Raw genomic sequence first — 22206 nt, 5'->3', positions numbered from 1 at the left:
GGCGGCGGCGGACGGGACAGGAGCCCTCGAGCCCGGGAGCACCATGGACGACAAGGTACTGCGCGTCGGCGTCGGCGGGCCGGTCGGCTCGGGCAAGACGGCGCTGATCGAGGCACTGGTGCCGCTGCTGATCGAGCGCGGCCACCGGCCGTGCGTCGTCACCAACGACATCTACACGCAGGAGGACGCCCAGCACATCCGCCGCACGCTGGCGGGCATCCTGGAACCGGAGCGGGTCGTCGGCGTCGAGACGGGCGCCTGTCCGCACACGGCCGTACGCGACGACCCGACGATGAACCTGGCCGCCGGTGCGGAACTGCTGGAGCGCTTCCCCGACACGGACACGCTGCTGTACGAGTCCGGTGGCGACAACCTCACCCTCACCTTCAGCCCGGCCCTGGTCGACCTCTTCCTCTTCGTCCTGGACACCGCCGAGGGCGAGAAGATGCCGCGCAAACGGGGGCCAGGCATCACCGACTCCGACCTGCTGGTCATCAACAAGATCGACATCGCGCAGTACGTGCGCACCGACATCGGCGTCATGGAGTCCGACGCCCACCGGGTCCGCGACGGCGGTCCCGTCGTCCTCACCGACTGCCTCACCGGCGCCGGCCTCCCGGACATCGCCGACTATCTCGCATCGCGCCGCACGGTGCTGATCTGAGGTGCGGCCCACGGCGACCCGGCCCGGACCCGAGCGGCTCTCCCCCGGCTACTACGGCGCGGGCCGCGTCCCGCCCGACGTGTCGGCCCTGGCCTCGGTGCCCGACACGCTCGCCGCCGGCTCCCCCGCCAAGGTGGGCATCCTCGATCTGGCCTTCGCGCTGCGCGGCGGGCGCACCGAACTCGTCGAGCGCTACCAGAAGTCCCCGCTGCAGATCATGCGTCCGCTGTGGATCGATCCGGCCATGCCCGGCATGAGCTACGTCTATCTGATGTCCACCGGCGGCGGCATCGCCCAGGCCGACCGCTACCGGATGGACTTCCGCTGCGGCCCGGGTACCGAGGTGCACCTGACCACCCAGGCGGCCACCAAGGTCTTCCGGATGGAGCACGACTACGCGAGCCAGCACGTACGTCTGACGGCGGCGCCCGGTGCCTACGCCGAGTACCTGCCGGACCCGCTGATCCCGTTCCGGGGCGCGCGCTTCTACCAGCGCACGGAGGTTACGGTCGCCTCCGGCGCCACCGTGGTCGTCGGTGACACGCTGGCTGCCGGGCGGCTGGCCCGCGGCGAGCGCCACGGCTACCGGGTGCTGGCCACGGACCTGCGGCTGGCCCGGCCCGACGGGACCCTCCTCGGCGTCGACACCCTGCGCCTGCGGCCGGGCGCGGGAGGGCCGGGCGACGAGGTCACCGGCCCGGGCGTGTTCGCCGGGTACGACCACGTCGCCTCACTCTTCGTCGTCACCGACCGCGCCCCCGCCACCGAGGTCGCCGACGCCCTGTACGAGGCGCTGGAGGGCCTCGGCGTCCTGTACGGGGTGAGCGTGCTGCCACGGGAGTGCGGCGCCTGGGCCCGGTTCCTGGACGACAGCCCCGTCCGGGTCGCCGCCGCCCACGCCGCGGCCCGGCATCGCCTGCACCGGCTCCTGACCGGACACCCCGCCCCCGACCTGCGCAAGCCGTAGCGCGGGCGAACCCACCGCGCCCCACCCACCCGAGGAATCCGCCGATGAACACCGCTCCCCCGCCGATGCCGCCCGCATACGACTCCGGTGACACCGCCTGGCTGCTCGCCTCCACCGCCATGGTGCTGCTGATGACGCCGGGACTGGCGTTCTTCTACGGCGGCATGGTGCGCACCCAGCACGTCCTGATGATGATCAAGATGAGCTTCGCGGCGCTCGCCTTCGGCACGCTCGCCTGGTGGGCCGTCGGTTACACCCTGGCGTTCGGCCCGGACGTCGGCGGCGCCGGGCTCATCGGCGGCCTCGACCACGTGTTCATGCGGGGGATCGAACTGAACACGCTGACCGGCCACATCCCCACCTACCTCTACAGCACCTTCCAGATGGGCTTCGCCGTCATCACCGTCGCGCTGATCAGCGGCTCGATCGCCGACCGTGCCACGATGAAGGGCTGGCTGGTCTTCGTCGTCCTGTGGCTGCTGATCGTCTACATCCCGGTCGCGCACTGGGTGTTCGACAAGGAGGGCTGGATCGTGGACCACCTGGGCGCGCTCGACTTCGCGGGCGGCCTGCCGGTGGAGCTGAACTCCGGCGCGGCCGGCCTCGCCGTCGCGATCGTGCTGCGGGCACCGCGCGACTTCGCGCGGCGCGAGGACCGTCCCAACAACATCCCGCTCGTCGTGATCGGTGTCGGCCTGCTGTGGTTCGGCTGGTTCGGCTTCAACTCCGGTTCCGCGCTGAGCGACCAGGGCACCGCGTCCGGCGCGTTCCTCAACACCCAGCTCGGCGCCGCGGGCGCCATGGTCACCTGGCCGCTGGTCGAGAAGTGGCGCACCGGCAAGGTCTCCACGATGGGCGTGGTCTCGTCCGCCGTCGCGGGCATGGTCGCCATCACGCCCGCCTGCGGGGAGATCGACACCCTCGGTGCCGTCGTCACCGGTCTGGTCACGGGAGCGGTCTGCGCCTTCGCGGTCACGCTGAAGTACCGCTTCGGCGTGGACGACACCCTCGATGTGGTGGGGGTGCACGGCGTCGGCGGACTGACCGGGCTGATCATGGTCGGCCTCTTCGCCACCGCCCGGATCAGCGGCAAGGAGGGCCTCTTCTACGGCGGCGGCTGGGGTCTGCTGGGCAGGCAGCTCGTCGCGATCGCCGCCGTGATCGCGTTCTCGTTCGTCCTCACCTGGCTCATCGCGAAGGCCGTCGAGATGACCGTCGGCTTCCGCGCCAGGGAGGAGTACCACAGCGTCCCCGAGGCGGAGCAGGAGCGCGCGTACGACTTCCGGACCGCCGCGCGTCTCGGCGCGCTCGTCTCCGGCGGGCCGGTGCGGAGCGACGACGCACTCGTCCAGCAGATCACCAGGCTGCTGCGTGCCCGGGAGGAGTCCAGGTAGGGCGGGGCCGCCCGGCGAGGTGAGCCGCGGCCCTTGCTCGGCCGGGGCACGTGAGGCAAGATGATCTGACACTCAGTGCCATGTAAGGGTTCATAAATAGACACTGAGTGCCAGACGTCGAGCCCGCCGCCTCCCGGTCGGCCGGAAGGAGCCAGGCATGTCACGTGAGCGCGCCGCGCAGATGATCGAGTGGCAGGCGGCGGCCTGCGCGGAACACGGTTCGCCTCTGTACGCCGCGCTGCTGCCGCGGGTCGCCGCGGACGTACGGGCCGGCGGCGTCTGCGCCGAGGCCGTGGCCGGGTACGAGGACGCGCCGGGGCCGGACGCCGTCGCCCTGCGGCTGCTCGGCGGCGTACACGCGCGGGTGCTGACCGGCCGCGCCCCGGCGCTGGCGGAGCACTACCCCAGCGCGGGCGGCGCGTACCGGCCGGAGCGCGCGGCGGACCTGGAGCGCGCCTTCCTGGCGGCCGTCGGCGACGGGATGACCTGGGTACGCGACTGGATGACCCGCGCGCCGCAGACCAACGAGGTCGGCCGCGCCGGGCCGCTGCTGGCGGGAGCCCTGTACGCGGCGGGCCAACGGCCGCTCCCCGTACGGCTCTTCGAGCTGGGCGCCAGCGCGGGCCTGAACCTGCGCGCGGATATGTTCCGCGTCACGGCACCCGGCTTCGCCTGGGGCCCGGCCCAATCACCGGTGCACCTGCGCGACGCCTGGCGCGCCCCGCTGCCCGCCTGGCTGCGGCACGCCGCGCACGCGCGGCCCCGGCTGCGGGTGACCGAGCGGCACGGCTGCGACCTCTCCCCGGTCGACCCGCTCTCCCCGGACGGCTCGCTGGCGCTGCGGGCGTATCTCTGGCCGGACCAGACCGCACGGGCGGCCCGGCTGGACGGGGCACTGCGGCTGGCCGCGACGACACCGGCCCGCCTCGAACGGGCGGGTGTCGCCGACTTCCTGGCACGGATCGAGCCGCGGCCGGGCACGCTGACGGTGGTGTGGCACTCGGTGATGCGGCAGTACGTGCCGGCCCCGGAGTGGGCACGCGCCGAGGAGCAGCTGGCGCGGCTGGCGGCGGCCGACGGCGGCGGTGACGGCACACGCCCGGGGTTCGCCTACGTCGCCTTCGAGCCACGCCGGGCGGCGGACGGCACCCACCCGTTCCGGCTGTCGGTGCGTGTCGGCACCGAGCCGGAGGAGATCCTCGCCGAGGCCCCGTCGCACGGCATCCCCGCGTGGGGGCAGGACCGGGACGCTCGCGGGGCGTAGCGGGCGTAGCGGGCGTAGCGGGCGTAGCGGGCATGGCGGGCATGGCGGGCGGCGCGCCACGCCCGCGCGGTCCCGGCACGTCAAGACCGGCCGGGGAGGTGACCTCGCATTAGGCTCCGATCATGCCCGCACGCTTCAAGGACCTGGCCCTGGACGCGCTCGACCACCAGGCGCTCGCCGACTGGTGGTGCGCCGCACTCGGCTACCTGCGCCGGGAGCCCCCCACCGGACACCGCCAGCGCCCGCCGGAGTGGCCAGTACCCATCTACGACCCGACCGGGCACGGTCCGGTCATCTGGATCACCCCGGTGCCGGAGCCGAAGACGGTGAAGAACCGGATGCACCTGGACGTGTACGGCCACACGGACGAGATCCTGGAGCTGGGCGCCACCTTGGTGCGGCGGCACCGCGAGCGGGTCGACTGGGACGTGCTGGCCGACCCGGAGGGCAACGAGTTCTGCGTGTTCACGCCGCCCAAGCCGCACATGCCCGCGGCGGCCCGCTGAGGGCTTCCCCGCCGTACCCGGCGGTGCCTGCGGGCGCGGCGCGGGGGCGGGTTGCAGTGCGGGCGCGGGCTTCCCGCGTGGCTACAGCCGCTCCAGCAGCCGGAAGCGCTCGGCGACCACGAGGGTGTCGTCGTCGACGGTGAAGTGCGGGTCGCCGAGGGCCCTGCGCATCTCCGCGCCGTGCCAATAGCGCTCGTGGCCGGCCCGCCACTGCGCGACCGTGGTGTGGCCCTCGCCCTCGTCCACGGCGTGCGCGAGATCGACCTCCGCCAGGCGCAGCACCCGTACGTCCGTCACCTCGATGACGGCGACCGGCCGTTCGGCGGAGTCGATCACGACCTGCCGCTCGCCCGCGGCGGGCAGCGGCTCGCCCGCGGTCTCGTAGTCGAGGCGCAGTCCCGTGGTGGCCGTCTTGGCGCCGGAGAGGATCGCGGCCACCAGCAGGTCGCGCAGCGGGCCCGGAAAGCCGAACTCGGCTCTGGGCAGCGGTTCGTGGGACATCAGCCCAGGCTAGCCCCCTGGGCGGCACCCGCCCCGGCACCCGTACGGGCGTCGCGGCGGACGAGGGCGGCGTAGCGGCCGTCGAGGGCCAGCAGCTCGCCGTGGGTGCCGCGCTCGGCGATCCGGCCGTCCGCCAGGACCACGATCTGGTCCGCGTCGCGGATGGTGGAGAGGCGGTGCGCGATCGTCAGGGTGGTACGGCCGGAGGCGAGCGCGTCGATCGCCTCCTGGACGGCCCGCTCGGTGCGGGTGTCCAGCGCGCTGGTCGCCTCGTCGAGGATGAGGACGGGCGGGTCGCGCAGGATCGTGCGGGCCAGGGCGAGGCGCTGCTTCTCGCCGCCCGAGAAGCGGTAGCCGCGCTCACCGACGAGCGTGTCGTAGCCGTCCGGCAGGCCCGCGATGTGGTCGTGGATCTGGGCGGCCTCGGCGGCGGCGCGCAGCTCGGCGTCCGTGGCGTCCGGTTTCGCGAAGCGGAGGTTCTCGGCCACGGACGCGTGGAAGAGGTAGGTCTCCTGGGAGACGACGCCGATCGCGCGGGCGAGCGAGTCGAAGTCGAGGTCGCGCACGTCGGTGCCGTCCAGCGTGACGCGGCCCGAGGTGACGTCGTAGAGGCGGGGCACCAGGTAGCTCAGCGTGCTCTTGCCGGAGCCGGTCGCGCCGACGACGGCCAGGCTGGTCCCGGCGGGGACCGTCAGCTCGATCGCGTCCAGCGTGGGGGCGGGGGCATCCGGGTCGTAGGCGAAGGTGACGTTCTCGAAGCGGACTTCACCGCGTGCCTCGGCGAGCCGTACGGGCCGCTCGGGCTCGGTGATGCCGGGCTCCAGGTCGAGGTACTCGAAGATGCGCTGGAAGAGCGCCAGCGAGGTCTGCATGTCGACACCGGTGGACAGCAGCGAGACGGCCGGGCGCAGCAGCCCCTGCTGGAGGGTGACGAAGGCCACCAGCGTGCCGAGGGAGACGGCCGTGCCGCCGAAGTGGAGCAGCATGCCGGCCGACCAGTACAGCAGGGCCGGGATCGCGGCCATGATGATGCCGATGGTGGACATCCGCCAGCGCCCGGCCATGCTGGCGCGGATCTCGAGGTCGACCAGGCGTTCGGACTCCTGGGCGAAGTCGCGGGTCAGCGAGTCGGAGCGGCCCATCGTGCGGCCCAGCAGGATGCCGCTGACGGAGAGCGACTCGGTCACCACCGCAGACATCGAGGCCATCTGCTTCTGCCGCTGGGTGGTGATCCGCTTGCGCTCCCGGCCGACCCGGCGGCTGATCCAGACGAAGAACGGCAGCAGGCACAGCGAGACCAGGGTCAGCCGCCACTCCAGGGCCAGCATGGCGACGAGGGTCGCGACGACGCTGGTGAAGTTGGAAACCAGCGAGGTCGCGGTGGAGGTGACGGTGGCCTGCATGCTGCCGATGTCGTTGGCGATGCGGGACTGGACCTCGCCGGTGCGCGTACGGGTGAAGAACGCCAGCGGCATGCTCTGGAGCTTGGCGTAGACGGCGGCGCGCAGATCGTGCATGACGCGCTGGCCGACGGTGGTGCTGATGAGGGTCTGGAGTACGCCGAAGACGCTGGTGACGACGGCGATGAGGATCATGCCGAGCGCCAGCAGCGACAGCAGGCCGGTGCGCTGCTGCGGGATGGCGGTGTCCAGCACCTCCCGCAGGAGGAAGGGGGAGGCGACCGAGACCAGCGAGGAGGCGGCGACCAGCAGGCCGACGACGGCGAGGCGGGCGCGGTAGGGGCGGAAGAGGCGCAGAATCCGGCGGACGGGGGCCGGGGGCGTCTGCGGGTCGGACTCGGCGCCGTTCTGCGGGCGCGGGCGCGGGCCGGACCGCGGGCCGGGTTTCGCGGCGGTCTCCGCGCTCGGGGGCGGGCCGCTGGGGGCTGCGAGGTCGCGAGGCAATGTGCTCCTTGGTGGGTGCCGGATGTGCGAAGCGGACGGACGGACGCCCGCGAGGTCGCGCGGGCACGGAAGAGCATAGTTCATTGTTACCTATACTCACAGTGAGTTTGATCCTGATAGTCTGCGGCCATGCCCCGATCCCCCGACGCGACCGCCGGCGACCTCGCCGACCAGCTGCTGCGCCTGACCCGCCGGCTCCACCACGCGCACAAGCGGAACCTGTCGCCCGTCGGCATCACCCCCGCCCAGTCACGGCTGCTGCGCACCGTGGCCCGCAGCCCCGCCCCGCCCCGCATGGCGGACGTCGCCGCGCAGCTGGAGGTCGTACCACGCGCGGTCACCAGCCTGGTGGACGCCCTCGAGGAGCGCGGGCTCGTACGCCGGGTGCCGGACACCGCCAACCGCCGGGTGGTGCGGATCACCGTGACCGAGGAGGGCGTGGCCGCACTCAAGGAGCTGCGCCGGGCCCGGCGTTCGGCGGCGGAGGACGTCCTCGCCCCGCTCTCGGCCGGGCAGCGCACCGCGCTGGGCGAGTTGCTGGCCCAACTGGAGGCGGAGGGCGGACGCGGCCACCCGGGCGGGCACGGGCACGGGCGGGGCCCTGGGCACGGCCACGACCACGACCGCGAGAAGCGGCACCGGCACGAGGAGGAGCGCGGGAGCCGCTGACCACGGCCCGGCCCCGCTCCGGGCGCCGGGCGTCCGGGGTGCTCAGCCGCCGCGGGTCACTTCCGCAGCGTCGCGCGGTCCCCCATCACCACGACCGGGTGCGCGGCCGGGTCCAGCGTGCGCAGCAGGTACTCCATGCCCGGCCGGGAGAGGCTGACACAGCCGGACGTGCCGCTGCCGTGATCCATGTGCAGCCAGATGCTGCCGCCCTTGGTCTGCCCCTGGGGGCGCGTCGGGTCCAGGGGGCTGGTCCCCTGCACCCTGTTGTAGTCGATGGCGATGACCCGGTCGAAGTCGTGCCGGGTCTTCTTCGGCCAGTAGCCGGGCGGGGTGAAGGCCGCGGAGTGGGTGTACGGCAGCCGGGCCCCCGGGTCGGGCAGTACGCCGCCCGCGTCGGAGAGGGTGAACACGCCGACCGGGCTGCGCTTGTCCCCCTCGCGGTGGTCCGTGGTCCAGCCGCGCTTGCCGTTGTGTGCGTTCCACCACTTCTGCCGGGACCAGTTCGCCGCCTCGCCGCCCGACGTCTTCCGGGTGTACAGCTCGACTCTGGCCTCGCCCGAGTCGCGGCCCTCTCCGTAGACGGCTACGACCTGGCGGGTACGCTCCGGGATCTTCTTCTGGAGGCGGTCTCCGACGCCGGGAATCCGCCGCAGCTCCCGCCCGCTCCGCTGCTCATCGGAGGCGGAGGGCGCGCCGGACGGCGACGCGGCGGCGTCCGAACCCCCGTTCCCCGGCGTATCATCACCAGCACAGCCGGTGAGCAACAGCGCGAGTGCGACGACTGTGGCGGGCGCCACAGCGGCCACCGACCGGCTCCTGGTCCATACCGCTCCCGTACCGTGCATGATTCTCATGGTCGCACTTTTCGGGAGTAGATCCGTACGGAAAAACCCGTTGATTTCCGACCCTTCATGTGGCGAGGCTTGCCCGGCCCGCTCCCCGTCGAACCGCCCTGGGACGTCATGCAGATTCGTCATCTTCCGTATCCAGACCCCGGAACACCTGATGTGCGGTCCGGTCCGCATCTTCTTCTCTGGCTAGGGCGACGGCAGTTGGGCGGGCAGGCCAAGTCACTGGCCTGGGGCGCTCTGCACTTAGCGTCCGTCGCGGCGCTGCCGCTCGCCGTCGGGCTCGCCGTGCAGGCCGTGGTCGACCGCTCCGGTGAGCGGCTCGCGCTGGCCGGTGCCCTGATGGCGCTGCTCGGTGCGGGTGCGACCGTCGGCGACACGATGCTGCACCGCACCGCCATCACCAACTGGATCACCGCCGCGGCCCGCCTCCAGCAGCTGCTGGCGCGCCGGACGGCGACACTGGGCGCGACCCTCACCCACCGTGTGGCGGCGGGAGAGGTGGTCGCGGTCTCCACCGGTGACATCGAGAAGGTGGGCTGGTGCGTCGAGTCGGCCTCGCGCTTCAGCGCCGCCCTGCTGGTCTCGCTCTCCCTGTGCGGGGGCCTGATCCTCTACGAACCGCAGCTCGGCGGCTTGGTGGCGGCCGGCCTGCTGGTGCTGTGCTCGGTGGTGCTGCCCCTGCTCCCGCGCGCCACCCGGCGGGCCGACGTACAGCGCGAGAAGGCGGGCAGGGCAACCGAGTTGGCGGCGGACACCGTCGCCGGCCTGCGCGTGCTGCGCGGCATCGGCGGCGAGCAGCTCTTCCTGGACAGGTACCGCAAGGCGTCCCAGGAGGTACGGCGTTCGGCCGTGCGCACCGCGCGCATGTGGGCGCTGATCGAGGCTGTCCAGGTGCTGCTGCCGGGGCTGCTGCTGATCGCCGTGGTGTGGCAGGGCACCCGGATGACGACGGACGGGCGCCTCTCGGTGGGCGAGCTGGTCACGGTGTACGGCGCGGTGACCTTCCTGCTCCTGCCGCTGCGGATGTTCCAGGAGTTCGCGATGGCCTACTCCTTCTCCCGCCCCTCGGCCACCAGGGCCGCACGGGTGCTGTCGCTGCGGCACGCGGCGGAGGAGCGTACGGCGCCCGCCGCATCGGACCGCGGCAAGGAGGCGGCGCCCGGGACGGAGGCGGCGCGGGCCGCCGGTACGCAGCAGGGCGCAAACGCCGCGAGCGCCGCGCGGATCACCCCGCCGCCCGCCGGCGACCTGTACGACCCGGCCACCGGACTGCTCGCCCCCGCCGGCCAGTTGACCGCGGTGGTGTGCGGGGACCCGGACGCGGCGGGCGCCCTCGCCGACCGCCTCGGCGGCCATGCCGCAGCCTCGGAGGGCGACGCGGCGGCGGCGCGGGACACCTCGTCCGTGCTGCTGGGCGGGGTCCCGCTGGACGACGTGCCACTGGACGCCGCGCGTACCGCCGTCCTCGTCCAGGACAAGGACCCGGTGCTCCTCTCCGGGACGCTCCAGGAGCTGATGGACGTACCTGCCTCCGGCGAGGTCGCGGTGCGCGACGCGCTGGACGCGGCGCAGTGCGGCGATGTGCTGGCCGCCCTCGCGCAGAGTTCACCCGGTGCGGACGGCGATCCGCTGCGGGCCCGGATCACCGAGCGGGGCCGGTCGCTCTCCGGCGGCCAGCGGCAGCGGCTCGCGCTGGCCCGCTCGCTGGTCACCGACCCCTCGGTGCTCGTACTGGACGAGCCGACGAGCGCGGTCGACTCGCACACCGAGGCGCGAATAGCCGCCGCCCTGCACCGGATACGGGCGGGGCGTACGACCGTGGTGCTCTCCTCCAGCCCGCTGGTGCTGGACCGCGCCGACCAGGTGGTCATGGTGCGCGACGGCAGGGTCACCGCGACCGGCGATCACCAGAAGCTGCTGCACACGGACGCGGACTACCGCGCCGTCGTCACCCGGGAATCCGACGCAGAACTCGCTGAAGGGAACGCCACCGCATGATCGGCGTCGCACGCCCCGCCTACGACCCGGCCGCCTCCGAATCGGTGACCACGCTGCCTGTAGGCACCCCGGCGACCGTACGCGGGTACGTACGCGAGCTGTTCCGCCGCCACCGGCGCGCGTTCGGCATCCTGGTGACGGTCAACGCGATCGCGGTGACCGCCTCCATGGTGGGCCCCTACCTGCTGGGCACCGTCGTCGAGGACCTCTCCGCCGGAACCGACGACATCCCGCTGGGGCGCACGATCGCCCTCTTCGCCATCGCGCTGCTCATCCAGACGGTGTTCATCCGGATGGTCCGGCTGCGCGGCGCGATGCTCGGCGAGGAGATGCTCGCGGACCTGCGCGAGGACTTCCTCGTCCGCTCGGTGAGGCTTCCGCCGGGCGTGCTGGAGCGGGCCGGTACCGGCGACCTGCTCGCCCGGATCACCACCGACATCGACCGCCTGGCCAACGCCATGCGCGAGGCGGTCCCGCAGCTGGCGATCGGCGTGGTGTGGGCCGCGCTGCTGATCGGCGCGCTGACCGTGACGGCGCCGCCGCTGGCGCTGGCGGTGCTCATCGCGCTGCCGGTGCTGATCGCCGGCTGCCGCTGGTACTACCGCCGCGCCCCGTCGGCCTACCGCGCGGAGGCCGCGGGCTACGCCGCCGTGGCCGGGGCGCTCGCCGAGACGGTGGACGCGGGCCGCACGGTGGAGGCGCACCGGCTGGGGGACCGCCGGGTGGACCTCTCCGAGCGGCGCATACGCGAGTGGGCGGCCTGGGAACGGTACACGCTGTGGCTGCGCACGATCATGTTCCCGACCCTGAACGTCAGCAACGTGCTGATCCTGGGCTCGGTGCTGATGCTGGGCGGTGTGTTCGTGCTGGAGGGCTGGCTCACGGTCGGCCAGCTGACCACGGGCGCACTCTTCGCCCAGATGCTGTTCGAGCCGGTGGGACTCATCCTGCGCTGGTACGACGAACTCCAGGTCGCCCAGGTGTCGCTGGCCCGTCTGGTGGGCGTGCGCGACATCGAGCCGGACGAGGGGGACGAGACCCTCTCGCCACAGGGGCGCCGCATGGAGGCGGACGAGGTGCGCTTCGGCTACCAGGAGGGCGCCGACGTACTCCACGGGGTGACGCTGGACGTCCCGCCAGGCACGAGGCTGGCGCTCGTCGGCCCCTCCGGCGCGGGCAAGTCGACGCTGGGGCGGCTGCTGGCCGGGATCTACGGGCCGCGCGAGGGTGAGGTGACGCTGGGCGGGGCGGAGCTTTCGCGGATGCCCGCGGAACGGGTGCGCAGGCACGTGGCCCTGGTCAACCAGGAGCATCACGTCTTCGTCGGCTCGCTCCGGGAGAACCTGCTGCTGGCCCGCGCCGACGCGGGGGACGCCGAACTGTGGGGAGCGCTCGCCTCGGTGGGTGCGGACGGCTGGGCACGCGGGCTGGCGGACGGTCTGGACAGCGAGGTCGGCTCCGGCGGCATCCCCGTCACCCCCGCCCAGGCGCAGCAGATCGCACTGGCCCGGCTGGTCCTCGCCGACCCGCACACGCTGGTACTGGACGAGGCGACCTCGCTGCTGGACCCGCGCGCGGCCCGGCATCTGGAGCGCTCGCTGGCCCAGGTCCTGGAGGGGCGGACGGTGGTGGCCATAGCGCACCGCCTGCACACCGCGCACGACGCGGATGTCATCGCCGTGGTCGAGAAGGGCCGGATCAGCGAACTGGGCAGCCACGACACGCTGGTTGAGGCGGACGGCGCCTACGCGGCGCTGTGGCGGTCCTGGCACGGCTGAGCGGCACAGCGTGATCGACCCGATGTGAGCATCGGCCCTATGTGAGATCGGCGCGGCGGGTCCGGCACGGCCGGCCCGCACGGGTCCTGGGGCAGACGGCTCCGGGGCCCGCCCCGCACACCACCGGCCGACGGGGGTGCTGCAGCAGGCCCGCGGTGTGCGGGACACGCGGCGGGCAGAATGCCCAGCGGGCGAGTGAGCGCCCCGCGCTCAGATGACGCCGAGAGCCACCAGGCCGCCCGCACCGCCCAGCAGCATGAACAGCGGCATGAGTATCTTCACCTCGACCCAGGCCCCCGCGCGGAAGCGCATGAAACGCGGCGTGCCCAGCGGGTACCAGCGCTTGCCCCCGATGCGCAGCGGCCACAGGATCGGACAGCCGGATACGGTGAGGGCGTCGCCGAAGCTGTGCACCAGTGCGCCCAGCACTATCGGCAGGCCCAGCCACAGGTACTCCTGGCCGTCCGCGTGGAAGAGCCAGTCCGCGCCGTTGCCCGGCTGGGCGAGCACGTCGGCCAGAATCCAGGCCGAGGCGGCTCCGAGCAGCCAGACCAGCACGTCGCTGGATACCCGCGCCATCCGCCACAGCAGGCCCTCCACGGCGAGCACGACGTGGATGAAGAGGATCGCCAGCACCGCCCAGCGGCCCCCGGTGACGGCCACGGCCGAGAACCCGGCGCCGATGAGCACGGCCCAGACCCAGGTGTGGGTGAGGGTGCGGTGACCGCCGGAGCGGCGCCGCTCCCCCCGTGCCCTCGTCCCGTTGTAGACCGTCTCCGACAGCTTGTCGATCACTCCGCACAGGGCCCGGGAGAACGGCCCGAAGGCGCGCGAGATGGTCGCGGACTTGTGGTCCAGATCCGGTGCCAGCGCCGCACCCGCGCAGATCAGCGTGCCGATCACGAGCACCGGCCAGGGCATCGGGTGATCCAGTGCGGCGGCTGCTGCACCCGCCGCCAGCCAGGCCGCCGCCCCGGAGAGCGAGTGCGCCGGTCCCATCATGCCTATCCCACCCCTGTGTTGAGCTGTCCCACCCGGCGCCGTGCCGTCCGGCAGGCGACTCAGCGTAGCGTCCGGTGATCACCAAGAACGCACCGGTTCTCGGAATCGGACCCCGGAAGGGCAAGATGGGGGTGTGACAGCCACCCTTATCGATCAGATGCCGCCCGAGGCCGACCCCGACGCCCTTTTCGAGACCTTCTCCTCCTGGGCTCAGGAGCAGGGGATCTCGCTGTATCCGGCTCAGGAGGAGGCGCTGATCGAGGTGGTTTCCGGCGCGAACGTGATCCTGTCGACGCCGACGGGCTCGGGGAAGAGCCTCGTCGCCGCCGGAGCGCACTACGCCGCGCTCGCCCGGGACCAGGTCACCTTCTACACCGCGCCGATCAAGGCCCTGGTCTCGGAGAAGTTCTTCGACCTGTGCAAGCTCTTCGGCACCGAGAACGTCGGCATGCTCACCGGGGACGCGTCCGTCAACGCCGATGCGCCGGTGATCTGCTGCACCGCGGAGGTCCTGGCCTCCATCGCGCTGCGCGACGGCCCGGACGCCGACATCGGCCAGGTCGTGATGGACGAGTTCCACTTCTACGCGGAGCCGGACCGCGGCTGGGCGTGGCAGATCCCGCTGCTGGAGCTGCCGCACACGCAGTTCATCCTGATGTCGGCGACGCTCGGCGACGTGAGCCGGTTCAAGGAGGACCTGACGCGCCGGACGGGACGGGACACCGCCGTCGTACGCTCCGCGACCCGGCCCGTGCCGCTGTCCTACGAGTACCGCACCACAGGACTGACCGAGACGCTGACCGAGCTGCTGGAAACCCATCAGGCCCCCGTCTACATCGTCCACTTCACCCAGGCCCAGGCCGTGGAGCGGGCGCAGGCGCTGATGAGCATCAACATGTGCACACGGGCCGAGAAGGACCAGATCGCCGAGCTCATCGGCGCGTTCCGCTTCACCACCGGATTCGGCCGCAACCTCTCGCGCTACGTCCGGCACGGCATCGGGGTGCACCACGCCGGGATGCTGCCGAAGTACCGGCGCCTGGTGGAACGGCTGGCGCAGGCGGGGCTGCTCAAGGTCATCTGCGGTACGGACACGCTCGGCGTCGGCGTCAACGTCCCCATCCGCACCGTGCTGTTCACCGCGCTCAGCAAGTACGACGGCACCCGCGTCCGGACGCTGCGCGCGCGGGAGTTCCACCAGATCGCGGGCCGCGCCGGGCGCGCGGGCTACGACACCGCCGGGTTCGTCGTCGCCCAGGCGCCCGAGCATGTGGTCGAGAACGAGAAGGCGCTCGCCAAGGCCGGAGACGACCCGAAGAAGCGACGCAAGGTCGTGCGCAAGAAGGCGCCTGAGGGCTTCGTCAACTGGAGCGAGCAGACCTTCGAGAAGCTCATCGCCTCCGATCCCGAGCCGCTCACCTCGCGCTTCCGCGTCACGCACGCGATGCTGCTGTCCGTCATCGCGCGGCCCGGCGACCCCTTCACCGCGATGCGGAAGCTGCTCGAGGACAACCACGAGGACCGGCGGGCCCAGCTGCGGCACATCCGCCGGGCCATCGCCATCTACCGCTCGCTGCTGGACGGCGGGGTCGTGGAGCAGCTGGACGAGAAGGATGCGGGGCCCGACGGGCGCCGCATCCGGCTGACCGTCGACCTCCAGCAGGACTTCGCGCTCAATCAGCCGCTGTCCACCTTCGCGCTCGCCGCGTTCGAGCTGCTGGAGCCGGAGTCGCCGTCCTACGCGCTGGACATGGTGTCCGTCGTCGAGTCGACACTGGACGATCCGCGGCAGATCCTTGCGGCCCAGACGAACAAGGCCAGGGGCGAGGCCGTCGGTCAGATGAAGGCCGACGGCATCGAGTACGAGGAGCGGATGGAGCGGCTGACGGAGATCGGCTACCCGCAGCCGCTGGAGGAGCTGCTCTTCCACGCCTTCGGCCTCTACCGCCGCTCGCACCCCTGGGTCGGTGATCATCCGCTCTCCCCCAAATCCGTGATCCGTGACATGTACGAGCGGGCGATGACCTTCACGGAGTTCGTCAGCCACTACGAACTCGCCCGCACCGAGGGCATCGTGCTGCGCTATCTGGCCAGCGCCTACAAGGCGTTGCAGCACACCGTCCCGGACGATCTCAAGTCCGAGGACTTCCAGGACATCATCGAGTGGCTGGGCGAGATGGTCCGCCAGGTCGACTCCAGCCTGCTGGACGAGTGGGAGCAGCTGGCCAACCCCGAGGACGAGACGGCCGAGGAGGCTCAGGACCGCGCCGACCAGGTCAAGCCCGTGACCGCCAACGCGCGCGCCTTCCGTGTCCTGGTCCGCAACGCGCTCTTCCGCCGGGTGGAGCTGGCCGCCCTGGACAAGGTCAGGGAACTGGGCGAACTGGACGGGGACTCCGGCTGGGACGCCGACGCCTGGGGCGAGGCGATGGACGGTTACTGGGAGGAGTACGACGACCTGGGCACCGGCCCCGACGCCCGCGGCCCCAAGCTGCTGCGCATCGAGGAGGAACCGGCCGAGCGGCTGTGGCGCGTCCGGCAGACGTTCGCCGATCCGAACGGCGACCACGACTGGGGGATCTCCGCCGCCATCGACCTGACCGCCTCCGACGAGGAGGGCCGGGCCGTCGTCAAGATCCTCGAGGTGGGCCGGATGTGAGCACGCCTTGGCGCGGGGCACGGGCGCTGAGGAGGCCCGGCGGCTGACGGAGCCGGACGCGGGGGTGCCGGGCGGTGCGGCGCCCCGCGCCGCTGACCGCGCCACGCGCGCCTTCCAGGTCGGCGGCGAGCAGCAAGGTGTACCACCTGGTCTCTTCCGCGCCTGCCGCCTGGCTCACCTCCTCGACGGCCGCCCGCAGGACGTGCGCCTCCCGGCGCACCAGCGCCAGCGGAGGACGCAGCCGCAGCAGCAACGCCCGCTCCCACTCCAGCGGCACGGCACGGGCGAGCGACTCAGCGTCGAGCACGGCGGCCCGCGCCGCGGCGCGCTCCCAGGGATCGCGGGACTGCCGCACCAACTGCCCGACCCTGCGGCCGCGCCAGCGCCGCCCCCGGTGGTCCGCACCCGCCGCCAGTTCGCTCCGCAGCCTGGCCGGCGCGTGCCCCCTGAGCAATTCGGGGTGCTGCACGGCGAACACCCGCAGCTCGCTGACCAGATAGCGCCAGACCACCGTGCGGTAGCGCGTCACCCGGAGGCACACCGGCGCGAAGCAGCCCCCTCTGGCCAGCCGGGTGAAGCGGGCCGGACTGACTGCCAGCAACCGCGCGCCGTCCATGGTGCCGACGGTACGCAGCCGCTCCCGCAGGCCCGCCGGGAAGTCCCCGGCCGCCGTCAGCCGCTCCAGCTCGGCGGCCGGCACCCGGCGCCGGGCCACGGACGGGCCCGCGACCGTAGGCACTTCGTCCAGCTGCACCGCGAGGTCGAACTCGCCGGGCCGCAGCCCCAGCTCCCTGGCAGCCCTGCCCACCGCGACCGTGCTCCCCATGCCGACCATCTCCCCGCTGCCGCGCGCTTACTGTCAGTGATGACGTTAGCGCGTCGGCAAGCCCCCCGCAGGGCCTGTGGAGAACTCTGGGTAACCCCTGTCAGTGGGCGTCTCTGGTGCCGACGCCGAGGTGCTCGCCGACCCGGTTGACCAGCAGCGTCATCTCGTACGCGACCTGCCCGATGTCGGCGTCCGCCCCGGACAGCACGCAGAGGCAGCTCCCGTCCCCCGCGGCCGTCACGAAGAGCACGCCCTCGTCGAACTCGATCATCGTCTGCCGTACCCGCCCCGCCCTGAAGTGCTCTCCCGAGCCCTTCGCGAGACTGTGCAGACCGGAGGAGACGGCGGCGAGGTGCTCCGCGTCCGCCCGCTCCAACCCCTCGTTCTTCGCCGTCACCAGCCCGTCGTTGGAGAGGACGAGCGCATGCCTGATGAAAGATATCCGTTGCGTCAGGTCGTCCAGCAGCCAGTCGAGGCCCGCGTTCAGTGCCATCCCCGTGTCCCCCTTCTCCTTGGCAACCGCCGTGCCACCCTTACCCACGACGGCACGGTGGGCAACCTCTCCGGACCCGCGCACCGGAACTCTGACCGGATGGAGACTCCCATGAGCTACGAAACGGCCGGTGGAGCGGCCGGAATCCGGAAGTTCTTCACCCAGCGAGCGGCCGGCTGGGACGCGCGTTTCGCCGAGGACGGCCCAGCCTACCGGGCGGCAGTGGCCGAACTCGGCCTGCACCCCGGGGACACCGTGCTCGACGTGGGCTGCGGCACCGGCAGAGCACTCGCTCCGCTGCGTGCGGCGGTCGGCCCGCACGGGACCGTGCTGGGAGCGGATATGACACCGGCGATGCTGGCACAGGCCGCGGCACGGGGGCGGCGGAGCGACGGGGCACTCCTGCTCGCCGACGCGGCCCGGCTGCCGCTGCGCGCAGGGAGCGCAGACGCGGTGTTCGCCGCCGGGCTCCTGGGCCACCTGCCCCGGCCGGACGCGGGCCTGCGCGAACTCGCCCGCGTCGTACGGCCGGGCGGCGTGCTGGCTCTCTTCCACCCGGTCGGCCGGGCCGCGCTCGCCGCCCGCAAGGGGCGCAGCCTGACTCCGGACGACCTGCGGGCGGAGCCCAACCTGCGCCCACTGCTGGCGGCTTCGGGATGGCAGCTGGTGTCCTACGCGGACGAGGCGGAGCGCTTCCTCGCGCTGGCCACGCGGGAGTGAGCCCCCTGGGGCCGGAGCCTCGGGCTGTGCCCCCCTTGCGCTCGCCGGTGGGGGTGACCAGAGTGGCCGAGCAGCCCGGGTGGGCCCCATGGGCGCTGCGGGGGTGCGGGAGGCAGGCGCGTACCCGCACGGGTCGTCGCGATGGAGGGCACGGGAGAGCCATGGCGCAATGGCGGGCGTTGGGCAGTCCCGAACTCGCGGAGCTGGTGCGGAGACTGCGCGTACTCGACCGGTCATGGCGGCGGGCCGACGACGGTGCTACGGAGTTTCGGGGTGGCGGTACACGTGACGCCGAGGACCCACCAGGAGTTTGCCCTCGAGGATGAGAGCGACGCGCTGGACGAATAGGGACTGCCGTGACCGGACAGCCGGGACCTGCCGCTGCGCTGCCGCCGACGCACGGGACCTGGACCGGGACTTTCCGGGCCTCGGTCGCCGCAGGGCCCCGGAACGAGGGATCACCCCCGTAACCTTCGCCAGGGCGAGACCACGCCGCAGACGCGCTCCCGCCAAAGCAGCCGAGAGCCTCGCATCACTCCCTGAGGCGGGCGCGACGCGTGAGGACAGCGCTCAGCGGCCCAGCTCCTTGCGGCTGACCCGGCGCAGCTTGCGGCGCTGCGAGGGGTCGAGTGCGAAGTAGGCGATCGCGGGGACCCCGACGATGACGAGCAGTGCGATCCAGAACGATGTCAGCCACCACAGGAACAGGCCCGCGGCCACGCCCCCCAGGGCGACCTTGCCTCGATTGGTCATCTCCATGCCTCCTTCGCGGCGGCACCGGCCACCTGTCTCTATTGAACGCCTTCCGCTGCGAAGTGGTTCCTTCCGGGACCCGTCCAGGTGTTTCACCCCTGGTCCCGCGATGCGGTACCCTCGGCCGCTCCGCTCCACTAGTCAAATTTGAGGAACGAATCAGCGACGTGACCCGGACCACCACTTATCCCGTTCCGATCACCGATCTCGCGCAGTGTGCGGCCGTCTTCCTGCCCGCCGATCCGCCGCGGCTGGGCAGCGTCGCCTTCTGGCGTGCGGACGGGAACCCGCCGGCTCCCGGCGCCCCCGCCGAGGATCTCACCGTCGCCACTCCCGGCGCCGACGACAGCCCCGGCTCCGGCACCACCACCGACGTCACCACCCGTACCGTGCCCGCCTTCGTCGTCCCCGTGCACGAGGCCCTCCCCCTGCTGACCCGGGTGCGCGCCCGCCGCTCAGCCGCCGGGGAACACGGCGCCGCCGCCTTCTGGGGCTCGGCCTGCCTGCTGGCCCTCGAGTTCGCGGCCCGCGGCAGGCTGCTGCCGGGCCTGAGTCCCGCCGGGCACGACGCCTGGCGGTTCGCCCCCCTCGACCCCGAGGACCACGCCCGCGTACGCGACCTCGCCGCGGCGATGCCCCCGTACGCCCACGCCGTGCCCCTCGCCGACCCGGACCCGGCACCCGATCCCGCACTCGAGCCCGCATGCGCACCGCAGCCGACCGGGCTCCTCCTGCCGGAGCCGGAGTGGCTGCTGCGCGCCTTCCTGGACGCCGTCGCCGACACGCTGCCGCGCAGCCCCGCCGCCGCGCTCGCCGCCGGCGGCCCGGCGTACGCGGCCGGACCGCCGAGGCACCTCCCGGAGCTGCGGCACTGGGCGGCCGACGTCGCCGCCGGACACGACGCGGGCGTACGCCTGTCGCTGCGCGTCGAGGTCCCCGGACTCACCGGCCGGAGCGGCTCCGCAAGGCCCGCAGCCCCCGCAGCCCCCGCCGGTGCGGAGGCGCGCTTCCGCTTCCGCGCCGTGCTCCAGCTGCACAGCGTCACCGACCCCGCCCTGGTCGCGGACGCGGCCGAGGTCTGGGCGGGCGGCTCCCCCGTGGCCGCCGGCTTCGGCCCGCGCGCCCGTACGGACACACTGCTGACCCTGCGCCGCGCCGCCGCGGCCTGGGAACCGCTGACGCCCCTGCTCTCAGCTGCCGTCCCCGACTCCGTCGAGCTGGCGGACGAGGAGATCACCGACCTGCTGGGCGACACCGCCGTGCGCGCCCTGGAAGCCGCCGGTATCCAGGTGCACTGGCCCCAGGAACTGGCCCGGCGGCTGACCGCGCGCGCGGTCGTGGGCGCCGACGGGGAGACGCCGGAAGCCGGGGCCGCCGCCGCGGACGCGGCCGGGCACCGCTCGCGGGCGCCCGCCGGGCCGCCCGCCGCCCTCTCCGCCGACGCGCTGCTCAGTTTCAGCTGGCGGTTCGCCCTCGGCGACCAGGAGCTGACCCGCGCGGAACTGGACCAGCTCGCCGAGGCGGGCCGCCCGGTGGTGCGCCTGCGCGACCAGTGGGTACTGGTGGACCCGGAGGCGGTACGCCGGGCGCGCGAGCGGCAGGACCACAAGCTCACCCCCGTCGAGGCACTGCGCGCCGTGCTCACCGGCAGCGCCGAGGACCGCGGCGAGCGGATCGAGGTACGGGCCGACGGCTGGCTGGAGACCCTGCGCGAGCGGCTCTCGGACCCCGAGCGCGTCCACCGTGACGAGGCGGCCCCCGTGGCGCAGCCCGCCGCGCTCACCGCGACGCTGCGCGACTACCAGCTGCGCGGTCTGCGCTGGCTGGACCGGATGACCTCGCTGGGCCTGGGCGGCTGCCTCGCCGACGACATGGGCCTGGGCAAGACCATCACCCTCATCGCGCTCCATCTGCACCGCCAGCAGGTTCCCGTGACCGCCGGGCCCACCCTGGTCGTCTGCCCCGCGTCGCTGATGGGCAACTGGCAGCGGGAGATCGAGAGGTTCGCCCCCGGCACCCCCGTACGCCGCTATCACGGCGGCTCGCGCAGCCTGCGGGACCTGGCCGGCGGCGAGTTCGTGCTCACGACCTACGGCACCATGCGCCTCGACGCGGAACGCCTCGCCGCGCTCCCCGAGCCCGCCTGGGGCATGGTCGTTGCGGACGAGGCGCAGCACGTCAAGAACCCCTTCTCCTCGACCGCGAAGCAGCTGCGCACGGTGCCCGCCCGCGCCCGCATCGCGCTGACCGGCACCCCTGTCGAGAACAACCTCTCCGAACTGTGGGCCATCCTCGACTGGACGACGCCCGGTCTGCTGGGCCGGCTGGGCACCTTCCGCCGCCAGTACGCCGAACCGGTCGAGGGCGGCACCGACCCCGCCGCCACCGAACGGCTCGCCCGCCTGGTGCGCCCCTTCCTGCTGCGGCGGCGCAAGTCCGACCCCGGCATCGCCCCCGAACTGCCGCCGAAGACCGAGACCGACCGCGCCGTGTCCCTGACTGTGGAGCAGACGGGGCTCTACGAGGCGGTGGTGCGCGAGGTGCTCGCCGAGATCTCCGGCGCCGAGGGCCTCGCCCGGCGCGGCCTGGTCATCAAGCTGATGACGGCGCTCAAGCAGATCTGCAACCACCCCGCGCAGTACCTCAAGGAGGAGTCCCCGCAGCTGCGCGGCCGTTCGGGCAAGCTGGAGCTGTTGGACGAACTCCTGGACACCATCCTGGCCGAGGGTTCCAAGGTGTTGGTCTTCACCCAGTACGTGCGGATGGCGCGGCTGCTGGAGGCCCATCTGGGTGCCCGCGGCGTCCCCGTCCGGTGCCTGCACGGCGGTACGCCCGTCCCCGTGCGCGAGGAGATGGTCAACTCCTTCCAGGACGGCGCGATCCCGGTCTTCCTGCTGTCACTGAAGGCGGCGGGCACCGGCCTGAACCTGACCCGCGCCGAGCACGTCGTCCACTTCGACCGCTGGTGGAACCCGGCCGTCGAGGCGCAGGCCACCGACCGCGCGTACCGCATCGGGCAGACGCGTCCGGTGCAGGTGCACCGGCTCATCGCGGAGGGCACCATCGAGGACCGCATCGCGGCGATGCTGGAGCGCAAGCAGGCGCTGTCCGACGCCGTACTGGGCACGGGCGAGGCCGCGTTCACCGAACTCACCGACGCCGAACTGGCCGAACTCGTCGAACTGCGGGGGAACGACCGTTGAGCACCGAGCACTTCGACACCGAACACGGCGAGCACACCGAACACACCGATCACA

At 72.9% G+C, this 22206-nt stretch carries 18 protein-coding genes; 11 read left to right on the top strand and 7 right to left on the bottom strand.

Going from position 1 to position 22206, the window contains the following annotated elements; translation table 11 throughout:
• Positions 1-43 precede the first annotated feature (43 nt).
• From ureG to H299_RS0105580, 5 genes are all read left to right on the top strand, one after another.
• On the top strand, positions 44-664 hold the full coding sequence (ureG, locus tag H299_RS0105600; protein WP_027747607.1) for an urease accessory protein UreG: 621 nt from the start codon (positions 44-46) through the stop codon (positions 662-664).
• A gap of 1 nt (position 665) precedes the next feature.
• The gene (locus tag H299_RS0105595) at positions 666-1631 is read left to right on the top strand and encodes an urease accessory protein UreD (protein ID WP_027747606.1); all 966 of its coding nucleotides are present in this window, start codon (positions 666-668) and stop codon (positions 1629-1631) included.
• 44 nt (positions 1632-1675) lie between these two features.
• On the top strand, positions 1676-3025 hold the full coding sequence (locus H299_RS0105590) for an ammonium transporter (RefSeq protein ID WP_027747605.1): 1350 nt from the start codon (positions 1676-1678) through the stop codon (positions 3023-3025).
• A 157-nt stretch (positions 3026-3182) separates the two neighbouring features.
• On the top strand, positions 3183-4289 hold the full coding sequence (locus tag H299_RS0105585; protein WP_027747604.1) for a DUF2332 domain-containing protein: 1107 nt from the start codon (positions 3183-3185) through the stop codon (positions 4287-4289).
• 122 nt (positions 4290-4411) lie between these two features.
• Positions 4412-4795, top strand: a complete 384-nt coding sequence (locus H299_RS0105580; RefSeq protein WP_027747603.1) for a VOC family protein — start codon at positions 4412-4414, stop codon at positions 4793-4795.
• An 81-nt stretch (positions 4796-4876) separates the two neighbouring features.
• Here H299_RS0105580 and H299_RS0105575 read toward each other — a convergent pair whose 3' ends face one another.
• Positions 4877-5296 carry an ASCH domain-containing protein gene (locus H299_RS0105575; protein WP_027747602.1) on the bottom strand — a complete coding sequence of 140 codons (420 nt, stop codon included), beginning with the start codon at positions 5294-5296 and terminating at the stop codon, positions 4877-4879.
• Positions 5296-7056 carry an ABC transporter ATP-binding protein gene (locus H299_RS32380; RefSeq protein WP_051262174.1) on the bottom strand — a complete coding sequence of 587 codons (1761 nt, stop codon included), beginning with the start codon at positions 7054-7056 and terminating at the stop codon, positions 5296-5298. The genes H299_RS0105575 and H299_RS32380 overlap by 1 nt, the downstream gene beginning before the upstream one ends.
• A 273-nt stretch (positions 7057-7329) precedes the next feature.
• Here H299_RS32380 and H299_RS32375 point away from each other — a divergent pair, with 273 nt between their 5' ends.
• Positions 7330-7869 (top strand): MarR family transcriptional regulator, encoded by a 540-nt coding sequence (locus H299_RS32375; protein ID WP_078512477.1) that lies wholly within the window; start codon positions 7330-7332, stop codon positions 7867-7869.
• 56 nt (positions 7870-7925) lie between these two features.
• On the opposite strand, the gene H299_RS0105560 is transcribed toward H299_RS32375, so the two are convergent.
• Positions 7926-8714 carry a L,D-transpeptidase family protein gene (locus H299_RS0105560; RefSeq protein ID WP_078512476.1) on the bottom strand — a complete coding sequence of 263 codons (789 nt, stop codon included), beginning with the start codon at positions 8712-8714 and terminating at the stop codon, positions 7926-7928.
• A 117-nt stretch (positions 8715-8831) separates the two neighbouring features.
• Between H299_RS0105560 and H299_RS32370 the strand changes: the two genes are divergently transcribed.
• Complete coding sequence (locus H299_RS32370) at positions 8832-10718, top strand: ABC transporter ATP-binding protein (protein ID WP_037757965.1); 1887 nt, start codon at positions 8832-8834, stop codon at positions 10716-10718.
• Positions 10715-12496 (top strand): ABC transporter ATP-binding protein, encoded by a 1782-nt coding sequence (locus tag H299_RS0105550; protein ID WP_027747600.1) that lies wholly within the window; start codon positions 10715-10717, stop codon positions 12494-12496. Before H299_RS32370 ends, H299_RS0105550 begins: the two co-directional genes overlap by 4 nt.
• Positions 12497-12706: 210 nt before the next feature.
• Here H299_RS0105550 and H299_RS0105545 read toward each other — a convergent pair whose 3' ends face one another.
• Positions 12707-13498 (bottom strand): metal-dependent hydrolase, encoded by a 792-nt coding sequence (locus H299_RS0105545; RefSeq protein ID WP_027747599.1) that lies wholly within the window; start codon positions 13496-13498, stop codon positions 12707-12709.
• A gap of 157 nt (positions 13499-13655) precedes the next feature.
• Between H299_RS0105545 and H299_RS0105540 the strand changes: the two genes are divergently transcribed.
• On the top strand, positions 13656-16157 hold the full coding sequence (locus H299_RS0105540) for a DEAD/DEAH box helicase (RefSeq protein WP_027747598.1): 2502 nt from the start codon (positions 13656-13658) through the stop codon (positions 16155-16157).
• Here the strand turns inward: H299_RS0105540 and H299_RS32365 are convergent.
• Together H299_RS32365 and H299_RS0105530 are read right to left on the bottom strand one after the other, a co-directional pair.
• Positions 16129-16983, bottom strand: coding sequence for a DUF6397 family protein (locus H299_RS32365; RefSeq protein WP_158692279.1), 855 nt, complete (start codon positions 16981-16983; stop codon positions 16129-16131). The two genes, H299_RS0105540 and H299_RS32365, sit on opposite strands and share 29 nt — an antisense overlap.
• Before the next feature lie 100 nt (positions 16984-17083).
• Entirely contained in the window at positions 17084-17476 is a 393-nt protein-coding gene (locus tag H299_RS0105530) for a roadblock/LC7 domain-containing protein (protein ID WP_027747597.1), read from the bottom strand.
• 111 nt (positions 17477-17587) lie between these two features.
• Between H299_RS0105530 and H299_RS0105525 the strand changes: the two genes are divergently transcribed.
• Positions 17588-18196, top strand: a complete 609-nt coding sequence (locus H299_RS0105525) for a class I SAM-dependent methyltransferase (protein ID WP_027747596.1) — start codon at positions 17588-17590, stop codon at positions 18194-18196.
• A gap of 570 nt (positions 18197-18766) precedes the next feature.
• Here the strand turns inward: H299_RS0105525 and H299_RS0105520 are convergent.
• On the bottom strand, positions 18767-18949 hold the full coding sequence (locus H299_RS0105520) for a hypothetical protein (protein ID WP_027747595.1): 183 nt from the start codon (positions 18947-18949) through the stop codon (positions 18767-18769).
• A 167-nt stretch (positions 18950-19116) separates the two neighbouring features.
• Here H299_RS0105520 and H299_RS0105515 point away from each other — a divergent pair, with 167 nt between their 5' ends.
• Positions 19117-22152: a DEAD/DEAH box helicase gene (locus H299_RS0105515; protein WP_051262142.1), complete on the top strand. Its 3036-nt coding sequence runs from the start codon at positions 19117-19119 to the stop codon at positions 22150-22152.
• The last annotated feature ends 54 nt before the right edge of the window (positions 22153-22206 follow it).

It is taken from the genome of Streptomyces sp. CNH287 (assembly GCF_000424825.1).
This window is presented reverse-complemented; position numbering and strand designations above follow the sequence as displayed.